General features: G+C 39.0%; 14 protein-coding genes. 6 read left to right on the top strand and 8 right to left on the bottom strand.

The features are described from left to right. Window positions 1-12: 12 nt before the first annotated feature. From ACYVM0_RS22025 to porN, 6 genes are all read left to right on the top strand, one after another. The gene (locus ACYVM0_RS22025) at window positions 13-804 is read left to right on the top strand and encodes a uroporphyrinogen-III synthase (protein ID WP_460560733.1); all 792 of its coding nucleotides are present in this window, start codon (window positions 13-15) and stop codon (window positions 802-804) included. 131 nt (window positions 805-935) lie between these two features. Continuing rightward, on the top strand, window positions 936-3,014 hold the full coding sequence (locus ACYVM0_RS22020; protein WP_460560732.1) for a thioredoxin domain-containing protein: 2,079 nt from the start codon (window positions 936-938) through the stop codon (window positions 3,012-3,014). Window positions 3,015-3,168: 154 nt separating this feature from the next. Beyond that, a complete protein-coding gene (gene porK / locus ACYVM0_RS22015; protein WP_460560731.1) occupies window positions 3,169-4,470 on the top strand; it encodes a T9SS ring complex lipoprotein PorK/GldK in 1,302 nt (433 codons plus the stop codon). Between the two features lie 128 nt (window positions 4,471-4,598). Then, entirely contained in the window at window positions 4,599-5,360 is a 762-nt protein-coding gene (gene porL / locus ACYVM0_RS22010; RefSeq protein WP_430987707.1) for a type IX secretion system motor protein PorL/GldL, read from the top strand. A gap of 136 nt (window positions 5,361-5,496) precedes the next feature. Continuing rightward, window positions 5,497-7,020, top strand: coding sequence for a type IX secretion system motor protein PorM/GldM (porM, locus tag ACYVM0_RS22005; protein ID WP_460560729.1), 1,524 nt, complete (start codon window positions 5,497-5,499; stop codon window positions 7,018-7,020). A 22-nt stretch (window positions 7,021-7,042) separates the two neighbouring features. Continuing rightward, window positions 7,043-8,086 carry a type IX secretion system ring subunit PorN/GldN gene (gene porN, locus ACYVM0_RS22000; RefSeq protein ID WP_460560728.1) on the top strand — a complete coding sequence of 348 codons (1,044 nt, stop codon included), beginning with the start codon at window positions 7,043-7,045 and terminating at the stop codon, window positions 8,084-8,086. A 231-nt stretch (window positions 8,087-8,317) separates the two neighbouring features. Here the strand turns inward: porN and uvrC are convergent, their stop codons facing one another. From uvrC to ACYVM0_RS21960, 8 genes are all read right to left on the bottom strand, one after another. After that, window positions 8,318-10,123: an excinuclease ABC subunit UvrC gene (gene uvrC, locus ACYVM0_RS21995; RefSeq protein ID WP_460560726.1), complete on the bottom strand. Its 1,806-nt coding sequence runs from the start codon at window positions 10,121-10,123 to the stop codon at window positions 8,318-8,320. Window positions 10,124-10,125: 2 nt separating this feature from the next. Continuing rightward, window positions 10,126-10,713 carry a hypothetical protein gene (locus ACYVM0_RS21990; RefSeq protein WP_460560724.1) on the bottom strand — a complete coding sequence of 196 codons (588 nt, stop codon included), beginning with the start codon at window positions 10,711-10,713 and terminating at the stop codon, window positions 10,126-10,128. Window positions 10,714-10,842: 129 nt separating this feature from the next. Beyond that, window positions 10,843-12,600: an outer membrane beta-barrel protein gene (locus ACYVM0_RS21985; protein WP_460560723.1), complete on the bottom strand. Its 1,758-nt coding sequence runs from the start codon at window positions 12,598-12,600 to the stop codon at window positions 10,843-10,845. A 58-nt stretch (window positions 12,601-12,658) separates the two neighbouring features. Further along, window positions 12,659-13,240, bottom strand: a complete 582-nt coding sequence (locus tag ACYVM0_RS21980; protein WP_430987701.1) for an RNA polymerase sigma factor — start codon at window positions 13,238-13,240, stop codon at window positions 12,659-12,661. Window positions 13,241-13,438: 198 nt separating this feature from the next. Further along, the gene (locus ACYVM0_RS21975; RefSeq protein WP_460560721.1) at window positions 13,439-14,218 is read right to left on the bottom strand and encodes a heme ABC transporter ATP-binding protein; all 780 of its coding nucleotides are present in this window, start codon (window positions 14,216-14,218) and stop codon (window positions 13,439-13,441) included. Next, window positions 14,211-15,227 (bottom strand): FecCD family ABC transporter permease, encoded by a 1,017-nt coding sequence (locus ACYVM0_RS21970; RefSeq protein WP_460560719.1) that lies wholly within the window; start codon window positions 15,225-15,227, stop codon window positions 14,211-14,213. The genes ACYVM0_RS21975 and ACYVM0_RS21970 overlap by 8 nt, the downstream gene beginning before the upstream one ends. A 16-nt stretch (window positions 15,228-15,243) precedes the next feature. Next, window positions 15,244-16,137, bottom strand: a complete 894-nt coding sequence (locus ACYVM0_RS21965) for a heme/hemin ABC transporter substrate-binding protein (protein WP_460560717.1) — start codon at window positions 16,135-16,137, stop codon at window positions 15,244-15,246. A gap of 54 nt (window positions 16,138-16,191) precedes the next feature. Further along, entirely contained in the window at window positions 16,192-18,627 is a 2,436-nt protein-coding gene (locus ACYVM0_RS21960; RefSeq protein ID WP_460560715.1) for a TonB-dependent receptor, read from the bottom strand. Window position 18,628: the final 1 nt, after the last annotated feature.

Genomic DNA, 18,628 nt, shown 5'->3' with positions numbered 1-18,628 from the left:
TCCCCTTACAGTATGGTTAAAAACGGTTCAACAAAGGCTGATACTTCAGTTCCTAAAGTAAAAAAGATACTTATAACCCAACCAAAGCCCGAAGGCGAAAAGTCTCCGTATTTTGATTTGGCTAAAAAGCACAGTATAACCCTTGATTTCCACCCCTTTATAGTAGTGGATGGTATCGTTGCAAAAGAATTCCGAAAGCAAAAGATCGATATCGTTAATTACTCGGCGGTAATATTTACCAGCAGGCATGCGATTGATCATTTCTTCAGGATCTGTAACGAAATGAAGGTGAGTATTTCTCAGGACACTAAATATTTCTGCATAACTGAGGCAGTGGCACTTTACCTGCAAAAATTTATTTTATACCGTAAAAGAAAGGTTTTTTATGGCGCCGATGGCAGCAATAAAAGCCTTTTTGATGTGATCAATAAACATAAGGACAACGAAAAATTCCTCTATCCCTGTTCAGAATCTTTCGATAGCGAAATTACCAATTGGCTTAAAGGCAATAACTGTGAATATGCAACACCGGTGTTGTACCGTATTGTAAGCAATGATGTAAGAGAAGTGGTGGAAAGAAACTATGATGTGATCTGTTTCTTTACTCCCGGTGGTGTTAAAAGCCTGCTGGAAAATTTCCCTAAATTTAAACAGAACGGCACCAAAATAGGCGCCTTTGGAGCCAATACACTTAAAGCTGCAGAAGAAGCCGGGTTAACCCTTGATATTAAAGCACCGCAACCCAAAGCCCCAAGTATGGTAAGTGCGTTGGAATTATATCTTTCCACCTACAAAAAGAAATAAAAGCAAAAAACATAACAAAAAAGAGGCCTCCACAGGGCCTTTTTTCTTTTTAATAATAAATAGCACGGCAAGCAGTTTGTACTGATATTTGTAAACAGGGTTCATACAATACAGCACATTAAAAATCATTCATGGCACATCAATTTACCAACAGGTTAATCAACGAAAGCAGTCCTTATCTTTTGCAGCATGCCCATAACCCGGTAGATTGGTATGCCTGGGGAGACGAAGCATTGCAAAGGGCAAAAGCAGAAGACAAGATCATACTGGTAAGTATTGGTTATGCCGCCTGCCATTGGTGCCATGTAATGGAAAAGGAGAGTTTTGAGAACGAAACAGTAGCTAAACAGATGAATGCAAATTTCATCAACATTAAAATTGACAGGGAAGAACGCCCCGACCTGGATCATGTATATATGGACGCCGTGCAGGCTATTACAGGCAGCGGGGGATGGCCTTTAAATGTTTTTTTAACTCCCGATGCCAGGCCCTTTTACGGGGGCACTTACTTCCCTCCGGTAAAAGCTTATAATCGCTCCTCCTGGCCGGAAGTATTGGCTGCCATAGCACAATCCTGGAAAGAAAGAAGAACAGAGATAGAATCGCAGGCAGATAACCTGGTAGGGCATATGCAACAGGCTAACAGTTTCGGGCAAACGCTGGCACCGGTAAATGATACTGTTTTTACAAAAGATAATTGCCGTTTAATAACCGAAAATATTTTAAAGCAGGCCGACACGGAGTGGGGCGGTTTTGGAAAAGCCCCAAAATTTCCACAAACATTTACTATTCAATACCTGCTGCAATATCACTATTATACAAAGGATACGGCAGCATTAAACCAGGCATTACTTTCCATAGATAAAATGCTGGAAGGAGGTATTTACGACCATGTTGGCGGAGGCTTTGCCAGGTACAGTACCGATAACGAATGGCTGGCACCTCATTTTGAAAAAATGCTGTACGATAATGCTTTGCTGCTGAGCATTATTTGCGACGCCTTCCAGGTTACAAAAGACAAAAAATACGAACAGGCCATCAGGAAAACAATAGGTTTTGTGCAAAGAGAATTGATGGACGAAGAAGGTGGCTTTTATGCCGCTTTAGATGCAGACAGCGAAGGCGAAGAAGGTAAATTTTATGTGTGGAGTAAAAAAGAGATCGATACCATTCTCGCCCATGATGCGCCGCTGTTTTGCGAATTTTTTGATGTAAGCAAAAAGGGCAATTGGTCCGAAGGAGTTGCCGTGGAGGATGGAAAAAATATTTTACGCACCTTAAAAAACGAGGCAGTTTTTGCTGCAGAAAAAGGGCTGGCAAAAGAAGAATTTGCCACCACAATTAATAACTGCCTTCAACAATTATTAACCGCAAGAAATGAAAGGATAAGGCCGATAACCGACGATAAAATTTTATTGGGCTGGAATGCTTTGATGGTAACTGCTCTGTGTAAATCTGCAGCCGCTTTACAGGATGAAGGATACAAAGATCTTGCAGTTAAAACAATGGATTTTTTACTCCGCAAATTCCGGAAAGACACCACTGGTTTTGAATGCCTGCATACGTATAAAAACGGCGCGGCAAAATACCCTGCTTTTCTTGATGACTATGCTTACCTGGTGCAGGCCTGCATACAGTTGCAGGAAATAACTTCCAATACAGATTATCTTGATTTTGCAAAGGAGATAACACAGCTGGTGATGGATAATTTTATGGATGCTGAAACCGGTTATTTTTTCTTTACGCACCAACACCAGGCCGACATTATTTTAAGGAAAAAAGAAGTGTATGATGGTGCCACGCCATCAGGCAACAGTGTAATGGCAGAAAATTTATTTTACCTTTCTGTGGTGTTTGATAACCAGGAATGGCGTGGAATTGCAGAAAAAATCACCACTTCTTTAGGCTCGGCAATTGTCAAATACCCAACTTCTTTTGGTATCTGGGCATCTTTATTACTTAAAAACACGTTGGGGATAAATGAGCTGGTAATTGCCGGAAAAAATTTTAACCGCTTAAGGGACGAGGTGTTACAGTTGTACCTGCCGGGCAAAATTGTGCAGGCTGCTGCAGATGAAAATAAAAGATACCCAATGTTAACAGGTAAAACTCCCGGAACTGAAACATTTTTTTACCTGTGCAGGCAATATAATTGCAAGACGCCTGTTAATACTATGGAAGCACTGATGAAACAGATTAAGGAAGAATAAAATTTAACAATTTGTCACAATAATTGGATTTTTTAGTCGTTTATCATTTTTGGGGATCATATTTTTCAAAAAATTTAATCCGGTAAAAATTCACAAAATGACGTTAAATCAAAATAATCGTTACATTTGCTTATCACCCTCAAAGTTAAAAACAATGAAGAACAAGTTGTTCTACATGGTAGCAGTTGTCGCTATCGCATCTACTTCTACAAGCTGTAAAATGCTTGGCGGAAAGAACAAATCCGGCGGGTCGCTTCCCAACGATGGACAGTTACACGGTGTTGCTCCGGCAGCAAGGTGGAGTTTGCCAAAACCTCCCGGAATGGTTTACATTAATCCAGGTACCTTTCATATGGGCCCAAGTGACGAGGATGTGAGCTATGCTTACACAGCCCGTAACAAACAGGTTTCTATCAGTGGCTTCTGGATGGATGCAACCGAAATCACCAATAACGAATACCGCCAGTTTACCAACTGGGTACGTGATTCTATAGCTGGTCATTTAATGGGATTTGAAAAACAGGCTTCAGATGGTAATACCTACCTGGACTGGAAAAGGATCAAAACCATCAAATGGGGCGACAAGTCAACTTTGGAAAAAATTGATGCCATGATCGTTACTCCTGATAACCGCATCTTTGGCAAAAAAGAAATTGACGCCACTAAAATTTTATACGAATCTGAAACTTTCGACTATAAAGCTGCAGCTCAAAACAGGGATGCAACTGTTCCAAGGTCTAAGTTCATGATGAAAAAACCAGTAAGTATCTATCCTGATACACTTTGCTGGATCAGAGACTTCTCTTACTCTTACAACGAGCCAATGGCTAAACAATATTACAGCCACCCTGCTTTTGGAAACTATCCTGTAGTAGGTGTAAACTGGAAACAGGCTACAGCGTTCTGCGAATGGAGAACTCATTACCTGAATGCTTTCCTGGAAGGAAAGAAAAGAAATGCAGAATCAGATTTCCGTTTACCAACAGAAGCACAATGGGAATATGCAGCACGTGGCGGCAGAAGCCAGGCAGCTTATCCATGGGGCGGATACTATCTTAGAAATAAAAAAGGATGTTTGTTAGCTAACTTTAAACCAGGCCGTGGTAATTATCCTGAAGATGGCGGACTATATACGGTTAGGGCTGATGCTTACTGGCCAAATGATTTTGGTTTGTATAACATGGCTGGTAATGTTGCAGAATGGACCTCTTCTTTATATTACGAAGGTGCTTATAACTTCCAACACGATTTAAACCCGGATATCAGGTACAACGCAAAAGATACAGACAAACCTCGTGACAAACGTAAAGTATTACGTGGTGGCAGCTGGAAAGATGTTGGTGCATTATTAAGGTGCGGTACCCGTAGCTACGAATACCAGGATACAGCTAAATCCTACATTGGATTCCGTTGTGTGATTGACTTGCCGCCTGCACCTAAGAAAGGCAAAAAATAAAGCATTTCCAAAACTAAAAAATTATTGAGACTGCCCGTGATACAAAATATTGCGGGCATATCATAAACTTTTGTATAATTCAAACTAAAAAATAACCCCCAGTTAAAACTTTTAAAATTTAAAACGCCATGGCTAAGTACAAAAAAAGGACCTTCTTAACAGTGATTGATGTATTGGTGAGTGCGGGTGCCGCAGTAATCATTTTTGCTGCATGGGCAAAATTAACCCACAAATCTTATGCTGATGTAATGCTTACAACAGGTATGTGGACAGAAACAGCTATCTTCTTAATTTATGCCGCTATTGAATGGATAAAACCTAAACATCACGAAGAAGACGACGACATTCCGGAAGTTGCGGTTGCCGGCAGCAATCCACTGTTATCTATGGATAAAATGTTACAGGATGCAGATATCAATCCTGCCAACATGAAAAAATTAGGCGAAAGCTTTAATAAGTTACATGGTACTGTTGCTAACATCGCTGATGTAAGTGATGTAGTTAAAAATACAAGCGACTTTGGTGCTAAAACCAAAGAAGCTACTGTTGCTATCGGAAGTATGAGTGCTGCATTTACTGCAAGTGCTAATTCTATGGCTTCATTCAATAATGCATCTGAATCTGCAAAAGGTTTCCACGAGCAGGTACAAGGCCTTACTAAAAACTTAAGCTCTTTAAATACCATTTACGAATTAGAATTGAAAGAGGCTAATAACCACTTGAAATCTCTGAACAACTTCTATGGTAAACTGAACGAAGCCAGTGCAACTATGATGTCGAGTGTTGAAGATGCTACTAAAGCAAAAGAACAAATTGGTGCTTTGGCTACCAACCTTGGTAAATTGAACTCAGTATACGGTGGTATGCTTAGCGCAATGCAGGGCAGATAATAACGTTTACGGTTTGTAGTTTTTAGTTTTGCAGTATGGAAGTTACTAAACTTCTAAACTCCTGAACTTCTGAACTCCCAACCCCCAATAAAAGGAAACAAATATTAAATTAAACAACCCGTAAATTTATAATATTATGGCTTTACCTAAAGAGCCCCGGCAAAAGATGATCAATATCATGTACCTGGTATTGACAGCTATCCTGGCACTGAATGTGTCTGCCGAAGTTATTAATGCGTTTAGAACTGTGGATCACAGTTTGACGACTTCGAATGAAAATATCACAAAAGCGAATGCAACGATATACACTTCATTATCAGAAAAATTAAACGACCCTCAATCTGCTGAAAAGGCGAAAAAATGGGCGCCGTTAGCAGATCAGGCACACAAAGCATCAGATGAGTTAATTACTTATATTGATGCACTGAAAAAAGAGCTGAAAGAAGGTTCTGGTTTAAGAATGGTGGAAAAAGACGGCAAAATGGAAGAAGATTACAAACTGGATGGTTTAGATGCTTCAACCCGTATTTTTGAAACCAATGGAAAAGGTAAAGAATTTGAAGCCAAATTAGTAGCCTATAAAGCTGCCATACTTGGCCTTGACCCGGATATCAAAAAAGCATTTGAAACAACATTGCCAATAGATGTTACCCCTCCTCCAAGCCAGGAAGGTCATGCAAAGGATTTTACAGCTTCTTATTTTCACATGACACCGACAATTGCTGCATTAACAATGCTGAGCAAATTTCAGAATAATGTGAAGAATGCAGAAAATCAGGTAGTAACCTATTGCCACAACCAGATTGGTGCGGTAAAGCTTATCTTTAATAAGTTTGAGCCAATTGCTGCGTCAAGTTCAACTTATTTAATGCCGGGCCAGGAAATGACAGTTACAGCTGGCGTTGGTGCATTTAATGATGCTGCTAAACCCGTTATCACTATAGGAGGTACACCAACTGCATTAAATGATAAAGGTGTTGCCGAAAAGAAATTTAATGTTTCAGGAACAGGAAATCAGAAGGTACATGTTTCTATTGCATACACTAAACCCGATGGAACAACAGATCATTTAGAAAAAGACATCGAATATACAGTAGGTGTACCAGGAGGGGCTGCAGTTATGCTTGACAAAATGAATGTATTTTATATAGGTGTTGATAACCCAGTAACAATTTCATCCGGATCTGGTTGGGATAAAACTACGGTTACGCCTTCAGGCTGTACTATTTCCGGTAGTGGTTCAAATAGAACAGTAAAAGTTTCTGCTGTGGGAATGGCGAGTATTACAGTTTCTGCGGACGGCAAAACAAGTAAATTTGATTTCCGTTGTAAAAGGATTCCTGACCCTATTTTTAAAGTAGGTTCTGGTAAAGTAAGGATGCCTTCTGTTGAATTTAAAACACAATCTTATTGCAGAGCAGAACTTGAGAATTTTGATTTTGAAGCTAAGTACAGTATTACAGGTGCAACAGTATATTTTTCCGGAGCTAATTTCCCAAGCCCTGTTGGACCACTTGCATTAACCAGTAATAGTATTGAAGGGTTACGCCAGTACATTACCCGTTGTGGTCCAGGTTCTGTGGTTACTTTTGAAAATATTAAAGTTGTTGGTCCAGATGGTTCAAGGGTAATTGAAGGAAAGTCTATTGCTCTATATTAATAGTATTTTAATTTTAATGATTATGAAAAAATATCTTGTTAAATACCTTTTACTGGTAATCTGTTTCGGATTATTCGTTAGTATTGCTGATGCTCAAAAGAAAACGACGAAGCCAAGAAATAGCACGAAGCGTCAATCTACTAACAAAACTGCAAAGGGTAAAACTAAAGCAAAAATAAAGCCCACTGCTCCGGTAACTGATACTGTAGCAAAGGCGGCAGTTGTTGCAGCACCGATAGTAGTAAACGACAGTTTACCTATTAAAAAGGTATTGCCTTCATTACGTCCGGATGAAGCTGTGGAAACTTCTAACTTGCGTGACAGGACTCCATTGCCTTATGAGAATTTACGTGCTGACGATGCCTTATTCAGACATAAAATCTGGAGAGAAATTGATACAAGGGAAAAATTAAACCTTCCATTCCGTTACTCTGCTGATGAAAATAACGGTAACCAACGGTTTATTTCAATTTTGCTGCAAGCAATTCAAGATAGTGCCGTAACAGTTTTTAGTAATATTGACGACAGGTTTACAACACCAATGACTAAAGCGGAAGTAGCTAAATCAGTGGGAGGCGAACCAATTGTTGTTGATGTGAGAGATTCGAATGGTGTTGTTATTGGACAAAAGACAATGAATCCTGAAGTAAACCTTGATTCGTTCTATAAGTTCAGAATTAAGGAAGAAGTAATATTTGATAAGGAAAGTTCAAGATTATTTTGGAGGATTCTGGGTATTGCCCCTGTAAAAAATGTGATTACGGCTGCAGGTATAAATCTTGGGGAGTCTGAAATGTTTTGGGTTTACTACCCTGATATGAGGCCAGTATTTGCTAAATACGAAGTATATAATGGCAAAAACTTTGGGGCCCGAATGAGTTGGGAGGAATTATTTGAAAGCAGGATGTTTTATGGACGTATTGTGAAAAGTACAATTGATAATCCCTATGACAGGTTTATTAAATATTATCCCGGCTTAACAGATCAACCTATACTGCAGTTGCTGGAAGGTGAAAACATCAAAGAAAAAATATTTAATTACGAACAGGATCTCTGGAGTTATTAATATTTTATAAAATATATTTTTAAACCCCCGTATTTACGGGGGTTTTTGTTTTATAATACAATTTGCCTGCTGCTAAATGAAAACCACCTTTTAAAAAATACCACTTAAAGGGTATTTTTTGTAATTCAAACGGTCTGTATATTTGTATCGGTTTTTCATAGGATATTGGATTTTAAAACGGGGCAGGATTTCTATCCAGCCCCTTGTTTTTTTAATCCTCTCCCGATATAGCTAAGATTGCTTAAAATAATCAGTAAGTATTTTTGTTTTTGCTTTTCCTATAATCTTTTCAAGCTCGTCTACGGTTGCCAGTTTTATATTTTTTACAGAGCGGAATTCTTTTAAAAGCAGGTCCACTGTAGCATCGCCGATGCCTTTTACCTGCTCCAGTTCATTTTTAAAAGTGCCCTTGCTCCTCAGGTTGCGGTGAAAAGTAATTCCATGGTTATGTACTTCATCCCTGATGCGCCTTATTAATTTAAGGCTTTCGCTATCCCAGGGGAGTTTTATTGATTGTGTGTCTCCCGGAAAAAATATCTCCTCTTCATTTTTTGCAAGGCCAACTACCGTGGTAGAGGCTGGCAGGCCAAGTTCCTGCACGCTTTGCATTGCAGCACTTAACTGGCCTTTACCGCCGTCAATAATAACAAGCTGAGGCAGCGATCTACCTTCATCTAAAAGTCGTTTATAGCGCCTGTAAACCACTTCTTTCATGGAGGCGAAATCATTGATGCCGGTTACTGTTTTTACTTTATACCTTCTGTATTCAGCTTTTGCCGGCTGCCCGTTTAAAAAGCATACCATTGCCGAAACAGGATAACTGCCCTGGAAATTGGAGTTATCAAAACATTCAATATGAATGGGTATATTTTTTAATTGAAGATCTTTTTGTAACTGGTGCAATACTTCCAGTTTCTCATCAGCTGTTTTTTCTTCCAGGTTCAGCATTTTCTTTTTCCGCAGGTCTTCCTTAAAATAATTTACATTCTTCTCCGAAAGTTCCAACAACTTTTTCTTGTCGCCGGCTTTAGGAACGGTGATGATTATGTCTGTTTCGGGATAATCAATTTCAAAAGGAACAATGAGTTCTGTTGCATCGCTGCCAAACGTAGAGCGTAATTGAGCAATGCCAAAAGCCAGCACTTCTGCTGCGGTTTCTTCCAGCTTTTTTTCCAGGATGATCGTTTTTGTTTGCACAATAGCGCCATTGCTTACCGCCAGGTAATTAATGTAGGCAATATTGCCATCTTCAAGAATAGAGAAAGCGTCTACCTTACCAATAGAAGTATTAACTACTGTTGATTTGGATTGATAACTCAGCAGGTGTTCTATTTTTTTCTGGTAGATCTGAGCTTTTTCAAACTCCATCTTTTCAGCATGGTCTTTCATCTCTTTTTTAAAATGCTGTACAACCGAAGAAAGATTACCTTTTAAAAGATTGGCCAGTTGATTCAGTTCTTCATTATAATCCTCTTCGGTTTGCAAGCCTTCGCAAGGCCCTTTGCAATTGCCGAGATGGTACTCCAGGCACACTTTAAATTTCCCTTTTTTAATATTATTGTCAGTTAAATTTAATTTACAGGTGCGGAGTAATATATTTTGTTTTATAAAATCCAACAGCTCTTTTACCTTAACAACAGAAGTATAAGGGCCAAAGTATTTAGACCCGTCATTGATCCTTCTTCTGGTAAAAAATACTCTGGGAAAGGGTTCTTTTTTTATAACAATAAACGGATAACTTTTATCGTCTTTAAGGTTAATATTAAATTTAGGCTGAAACTCTTTGATGAGTGTATTCTCTAATAAAAAAGCGTCCTGTTCACTGTTTACAATAGTAAATTCAATATGGTGGATGCGCTGTACCAGCTCGTGTGTTTTATAACTGGTAAAAGTTTTAGAAAAATAAGAGCTTACTCTTTTGCGCAGGTGCTTGGCTTTGCCAACATATAATAATTCATTTGCCGCATCGTAATATTTGTATATGCCGGGCTGCGTTGGTATTGTAGAAGCTATTTCAGCAAATTCTTGTTGTGTCATGATTAATAATCCCAGGAAATTTTTTCTTCTTTTTCTACTGCAGATGATCCGTCGGGCTTATGGATAAGGGTAACTATTTTACACCATTGATTGCTTTGCCAGGTTAACTGCAGGGTTTTAGCACTGCCATATTCCTTTATCATATACACCCTTTTTACTTCACTGGTTTTGGGGTCAATATATACATCCCAGTGTTTAAGATGGATGGAGTCCGGCAATTTAGCTTTAGGGTCGTAGGTAAAAGTAAATGCGTCAATTGTCTGGTCAAGAAATTTTGTTTCTGTAAAAAACGGCACCATATTTAAAGAATCAATTTCCGGATGCAAAAACTCCGTCATCAATGAATCTAACTGCTCCAGTTTTACAAATACAGAATCTGTAGTATTATTTACAGTAGTGTACTTTAATGGTGCTAAACCCTTTTGGTTAATATTATACATCTGCCCTTTTAAAAAGGAAGTGACAGGAAAAAAGTCTGGCTTTTCAGCAGTACTGTCTACGGCACTGCCAGGTGGTTTTGTTTCAGGCGCCGGATGGTTATTACAGGCATTTAAAAATATAATTACTGCAGCAAATAGATAAAGTCTCATGTTTCAAAATTAAACGTAATCTGTGGTAAAACAAAGTATGGCTGTTCTAAAAGTATTGCTAAGATTGAAAGGTTTTAAAATAAAAAAGCAACAACGCCGGTTGTTGCTTTTTTATAGAACCATACTATTTTAAAAATTCTTTATAATGCCGATTTTAAGGCCTACGTTATACAGATTTTCTTTAACGGTGTATTTGTTATAATAAGTAGATAATAACTGGTAGCGGAATTGAGGGCCGGCCTGAAATGTAAAGCCATCCAGTTTATAATTGATGTAGGTTTCAATACCGGAGTTTAAATTCCATTTGCGGATCAGTGAAGGATCAGCTACATAATTCTTCCTGTCTGCAGAAATTAAATAGGCTTTACCACCAATAACAAATGATGGCTGTATAGTAGCGCCGGCATACCATTCCAGTTTGCTGTTGCCGGCAAGTTTTAAAGCAAAGCCAATTGGAATAGAAACCTGGTAGGTTTGATTATGAACTTTTGTATGCTGTGCTCCCGGAAGGTTGGATAATGTGCTTGCTGCAGGATGCATATATGGATATCCGGAATTAGGGTCCAGTAACAGTAATGTGGTAAGAACCGGGTGATTGGTTTCATTTGCATTGATACCATAGCTGGTATAATTAGCTTGTAAACCAGCTTTAACGCGTAAATTTTTAGCTAAAGAATAATTGATACTCAACCCTGCCTCAAAACCTGCTCCCGGATTTTGATTTACTGAAGTGCTGGCATCAGCAACAGTTGAAGATGCAAAAGACGGTGAAGCTGCAGGGATATTATATTTAGGATCATTACTTAAACTACGGTAAACAACGCCTGGAGTAAAATAAAATTCAAGTGTAGTGCGGTCCTGCCATTTTTTGCGCCTTGATTTATTGTGAAATGCGTAATCTTCCATCCAGGCTTTATCCTCAGTGGTGGTAGTTTTTTTAGCCAGATCAGGTTTTGATTTTGCTGTATTGTCTTCTTTACTTTCCTTTTTATCTGTGCTATTTTTTTCGTTGCTGTTATTTTCGTTTGCAGCAATAATAGTTTTGCCCGGGTTATTATCAATAATGTTATTTACGGTGTTTACAGGCTCGTCATTACTTTCGGTGTAGTTACTTTTTTCAGCAGCCTGCAAAGGATCGGCAAAAGAAGTAACGTCTGTTGCAGCTGTTTTTGTGTTGCTAAATGAAGCGCTTACTGCTGCTTTGGTGTCGGTTTGCTGTAACGATGCAATACCAGCTTTTGAATTTGTATTTGCTGTAACATCAGCAGCATTCAATTGTTGATTGTTATTACCTGCAGTAATATCAGCTGCTGCTATTTGAACTTTGATGGTATTGCCTGCTTTTTCACCAGCACCAGCTTTTGCCTGTAACGCAACATCATCATTGTAAGTAGTGGCAGATGTGCCGGGATTATTGCTGTGTACTTTAAGCTGGCTGTTAGCAGCGCCACCTTGTTTAGTAGTTATGCTGTTTTTTGTAGCAAGGTTGGTATTCGGATTGAAAGTGCCTGCATTTTTATAGTCTGCAATACTTTCTACAACAGTATTATTTGCAGGCTTGCCATCAGTACTTACAATAGTATTTAATTGCGAAATGGTATTGTTTGCAGTTGTATTAGTGGGGTTATTACCAGTAAAAGCTATTGCATTATTTTTTGAAGAAGCAGTTGAAGCAAGCGTTTTTGAAGCGGAATTATTATTCCAGTAACCGGTCAGGAGCAAAGCAATAATTAAAACCATACTTACAGCCACAGAAGGCCATTTTCGACCCGGGTGCAAATCGTTGTAAATGCTGTGCCAAACCCGTTTAGAAGGATACATCCTGAATTCGTCTGACTTCTCCTTTAACAGTTGCTCAAAATTGTCCGTGTAAAATTTTCTTTCCATCTTTCACAAAAAGCTATTAGTTATTGGTAACTCACAAAATAATTTTTCAAATTGTAATTTACCCTTGTCCCCCAGCTACAAAAAGCCTGGTTCTTTCTTTTGGTTTTTGAATAATCTTTTTCTTTATTAATATTTCTTCAAGCATAGCTTTTGCCCTGGTGTACTGACTACGGCTTGTACTTTCTTCAATATCCAGCATGCCTGCAATTTCTTTATGCGGAAATCCTTCAATAGCATAAAGGTTAAGCACAGTGCGGTATCCCAAAGGCAACATTCTGATACATTCCACCACCTGCTTTGCCTGCATAATAGAAGGTATCATTTCTTCATTAATGTGCACGCTGTGTGCATGTATGATATCTAAACTGTCAGAGAACTTTTTATTCTTTTTTAAGTTGTTGATACAGGTATGAACAATGATCCTTCTGATCCATCCTTCCAAAGCGCCTTCATTCCTGTATTGGTGCATCTGGGTAAATACTTTTATAAACCCTTCCTGGAGCATATCCTCAGCATCTTCCCGGTTTTTGGCAAAACGGTAGCACACACCAAGCATACGTGGGCTAAAACGATTATACAATGCCTCCTGTGCTGAGGCATTATTTTTAAGACATCCGGCTAGCATTAGCTCTTCCGTCATATTTGTTTGTGCTTTGGTTTACCCTATAAATTTAAGACAATTTATTGTAAACTATTGCTGCTTTTATTATTAAAACAATTAAACTTTAACAGGCATAACTTTTGGGTGTAAGTATGGGATTTGCAGCAGCATGCCCCTGCGGCGGAGGGTTAAGCAATAATCAAGAGAGGCAAAAGAATGGTATTAGTGCCATGGTTATCAGGTATAAATAACTAAGGGTGTGTTAGTTACGGGGTTTTCTATTATTGTGGTGTTTACCCCGAATACTACTTTTATAAGTGCCTGGTTTAAGATCTCCCTGGGCCTGCCATGGGCAATTAATTTGCCTTGCTTTAAAAAAAAGAGGTTGTCGCCATATTGGGTAGCCAGGTTAATATCATGCATAACTGCCACCAGTACGGTATCTTTTCGGGCAAACTCCCGGGCTATTTGCAAAAACTCCTGCTGGTAATTGATATCCAGGCTGGCAAGGGGCTCGTCCAAAAAAAGGTAACGGATGACTTCCTGTGGTGGCTCCCATATTTGTGCCAATACACGTGCAAATTGTACTCTTTGCTTTTCACCTCCACTCAGTGTTAAATAATTTCTTTCTTTAAAAGAAGATAAATTCATCCGTTCTATCACTTCGTCGCAGATGGCAAAGTCTTTTTTATTGGGAGAAAAATTAAAGTGCGGATAACGGCCCATCATCACAACCTCATCTACCATTAAAGGAAAATTAAGCTCGGGTTGCTGGCTCATTACTGCCCTGTATGTTGCAAGGCTTTCTTTTTTTTGAGTAGTGATATTTTTATTGTTGTAAGATACCGAGCCTTTATAACCATTGATCTCGCCACTGAATATTTTTAAAAAAGTAGATTTACCGGAGCCGTTTGGCCCCAGTATCATATTAAATTCGCCGGGATGAAATTCGGCAGAAATATCATTCAGAATTGATTTTTCACCAATGCTGTAGTATATGTTTTTTGCTTTAAGCATTGTACCCTCCTTTCTGCTGTAAATTAAATTTCTTTAGTAGTAAGATAAAAACAGGAGCGCCCACTAATGAAGTGATGATGCCGATGGGAACTTCGGCTGGCGCTAAAATCAATCTTCCGAACATATCCGCCAACGTTAGTAGTATGGCACCCAGCAACATCGAGGCAGGGAGCAATCTTTTATTATCGCTGCCAATAAGCAAACGTAATACATGTGGTACAATCAATCCCATAAAAGTGATGATACCAACAAAGGCTGTTGCCACGGCTACCATGGCAGTATTCAGCAGCATGATCCTTCTTTTCAGTTTGTCGGGTTCAACTCCCAGGTACATTGCTTCTTCTTCTCCCAATAGCAAAGTGTTCAATTGTTTGGAATAACGTAGCGATACGATAAAAATAATGGCGGCTACAGTACCCACTATCAATACCTGTTGCCAGGTAGCGCCGGAAAAATTTCCCAGGTTCCAGAAAGTGATACTTCTTGCCTGTGCATCTCTTGCGATATAACTCATAAAACCCATACCGCTTAAACAAACAGCATTGATAGCAATACCAACGAGCAATAGAGACATAACAGATACACGTTTTGCATTCTTTGCAAGTGAATACACTGTGTAAGTGGCAAGCAGGGCACCCAAAAAAGCCACTACCGGCATTAACAAAGGCCCTGCCAGTGATTTTATTGCCGGGCTGAATTGTGGTGCCATTACAAATACAATGGATGCGCCCAAAGCAGCGCCGGAACTGGTGCCTACCAATCCGGGTTCAACGATGGGGTTGCGGAATAAACCTTGCATCAATACACCACTAACGGATAATATAGCACCGGTAATGGCGCATAATAAAACCCTGGGTAAACGCAATTGTAAAAAAACACCTTCATAAATATTGGCCGGGCCCTTGCCCCGGAAAAAATGCTGCAGTGCTGAAAACATATCGGAAGGCAATATTGCCACTGCGCCAAATGCGATGGCGCAAAGCAATATTGTAACCAGTAAAACAATCAAAAAAGGGAAGAAATATTTATTTTGTCGGAACACTGGCAGTGGTATGTAGTAAGCTGATCAATTTAATAACGTTATCGCCTGTACGAGGGCCAAAATAAATCAGGTCATGTTCTTCAAAACGAACAATGCGTTTATTTTTTCCAGCATTGGTCAGGGCAACTCCTGGCACAGTGGTAATAAATTTATCCATGCTGCCCATTCTGTCGTAACCAAAATCGGTGGCAACAATAATATCCGGGTTAGCCAAAGCAACTGCTTCGGGGCTCATTTCTCTTGCACCTTTACCATTATAAGTAGCAGGGGTACAGCCGGCCAGGCGTAACATTTTATCTCCCACACCATTTCTCCCGCTCATTACAAAATAGTTATTGTTACGCAAACCAAAATGAATGATCATTACTTTTAAAGAATCTTTAATGCCCAAAGCTTTTAAGGTATCAGCGGCTTTAGCAACGCCTGCATCAAGTACTTTAACCAATGAATCTGCTTTTGTTTCCACGCCGAAAAACTTACCCAATTCTTTCAACAATAATTTTGCACTATCAATGGTATTGGCGCCCCCGAAAGCTTTAATGTTTAACCCGGCCCTGGTTATTTGTGGCAATACATTTTCGGGGCCTATATCATTGCTGTGCATTACAAGATCGGGATTCATAGCAATAATAGGTTCGGGTGCTAATGCCCTGTGGTAGCCAACCGTCTTCAATAATTTGGCACTATCAGGGTAAGTACTGCTTAAATCAACGGCAACAATATTATGGCCTTTGCCTAATGCAAAAACATACTCCGTTAATTGTTTGGATAAACAAACAATACGCTGGTCTTTTTTACCATCAATTTCTTTATTACCAAACCTGCCACAGGAAAATAGGGTAATGGAAAAAATAAGAAAGGGAATAATTTTTTTCATACTATAAGTGTTATAAAGAAGGGCAGTTTTACAAAACTGCCCCTGGTAACTATTTTAGAAATTGTATTTTAAATTAACACCACCGTAAAAATTAGCAGTATCAGGAGCCGGGATATAGGCATCCGGTATCTGGTTTACAAACACCATTAAATAATATTTGGTGTTGGTAAGATTAGCTGCACCAACATAAAAATCTGCTTTGAAATGTTTGCCCAGATTATGCTGAATACCAATTTTTGCGTTTAATAAATTATAACTGGTAGCATAAAGGTCATTCAAAGACGTGATTGGCATTCTGTCTTTGTAATTGTAATTAACGTTGGCATATAAACCATAGTTCATTAAAACATCCACGCCGATATTGGCTACAATTTTAGCTACGCCTGCAACTTCTTTATTGCTGTAATCTTCAAGGCCGGAAGCCAGTACTGTTTTTTGTATAGTAAAGTTGTTGCCATATTTAAAATCAGAATACGTAAGGTTTGCAAACGGACGTATACTGTTGAAGAAACCTTTCTCAGATTTGTAAACAGTATATTTTACCAATGCTTCCACACCATTATGTTTTTGTTTGCCACCATTTACAACATAAGAATATAAAGTTGTAGTTGGAGATGCTGGTGATACCACAGAAACAGCTGTCATTTTATTAGAGAAAACAGCGTTAAAATAAGCTATTTCATAAGTTAGTTTATCACCTAATAGCTGGCCTTTGGTACCCACTTCAAACTGGTTGCCGATTTCTGGTTTTAATACTTCATTTACCCTGCCTGTTGCAGGAGTTGCAGGTGTTGTAACTGCAGGGGTTGTAATGTAGAAATAAGAACTAACAGGCGCTTTATAGGCTTTACTATAAGAAGCATAAACAGAAAACACTTTATTAAAAACTTTATTGATAGCGAAGTGCGGAGAAACCATGCCGGTATAATTTTTTTCAAAAGTAGCAGGCCTTGTAGTTAGCGCAGGGTTAAAGCGGTCATTTAAGATGATTTTCATATTGCTTGAACCAACACCTGCAGTAATTGAGATATCACGTTGTAATGCTAATGTCCATTCGGTAAATAAAGAAGTTGTTTTACTTACGGAGGCTAAATTAGAAGTACCTGCATTGATGACCCAATAAGGGCTGGTGCCATAAGTATAAACTGTTGGTGTTGGATCGTTGGGGTCTGCTTTCATGCTGTAACCCATTACCTGTGCATCTTGTCTTTGTGTTTCCACACCGGTGATGCCACTTAACTTAACACCGTCAGCCAGGTCAAATTTTGTATCAAAACTGCTGCGTACACCATAGTTGATAGTGTTCTTATCCGTCCAGCCACCGGCACTGCTTGCATTGCTGGTAAAGCCTGTTCCAAATACCGTAGTGGTGTTAGCAAGATGCTTATTAAAATTATAAGTATGCCCTACGCCTGCACGAAAAGTAATTACATTACTGTGGCCATTTCTTTTGATGTATTCAGGATTGCCGGAATAATCGTTGGCATCATATTGTGCAATGGTTAATTCGCCGAGCCTTTCATCGTAACTGTTACTATAACCTGCGTAGGTGGTAATGTTCTGTTTTTCATTCGGCGTAAAATCACCTGCAAAATTTACAAAATCTTTTTTTGATTCATTGTGTATAGAAAAGCCGTCAGATTTTTGATGACCATAGTTTATCAAAATCGATGAACGATCGGCACCCATTTGAAAAGTAGTGGTATAACGTTGCAAACCATAATTGCCTAATAATACCTGTTGGCCGATTGAAGTAGTGCCTTTTTCGGGCCTTACTGTTTTAAGATTTACGGCACCTGCAATAGCTAAACCGTATAATGCACCCGCAGGGCCTTTGGTAACTTCTACATTACCAATTGAACCAAAGTCAATATCATCTAAAGTGGTAATACCTTCCGCATCAGTTACGGGAATGCCATTTAAATATACTTTATAGCCTTGCCCATCAAAATTACTGCTCACACCTCTTGCACCTCTTGAACCATTGCCATAACCCCGTATGTTTAATTGCTGACCACCAGATACAGATCTTCTGTTCATTGTAACACCTGGTACATTGGTTTGTAAAGCATCATCTAAAAATAAACCTGTACCACGGTTTAATTCCACCGAAGTAAGTTTAGTAATGGCTGCCGGTTGATATAATAATGATTTGTTTTGATTAGATGTAGCAGTCACTTCTACTTCGCCTAATGTACTTGCGCCAGGCATAAGGCTTATCGTTAGGTTATCATCGCAATTAACAATAACTACTTTCCTGGATTCAAAACCCACATGTGATACCACAATGGCAGACGCTTTGCTGCAATCGATGGCAAAACTCCCTTCTTTATCAGAGGTAGCAATGGCCTTGCCGGCATAAGTTATAGTGGCGCCGGAAAGTGTATTGCCTGTAGCGGCCTCAATCACTTTGCCTTTTAATGTTTTTTGTGCAAAAGAAGTAATGGAAAAAATGGTAAGTAATAATATAGATAGAAATATACGTTTCATA

This window comes from Ferruginibacter profundus, from assembly GCF_054783275.1.
The sequence above is the reverse complement of the archived record's forward strand: the minus strand, read 5'-3'. Positions and strand labels throughout refer to the sequence as shown.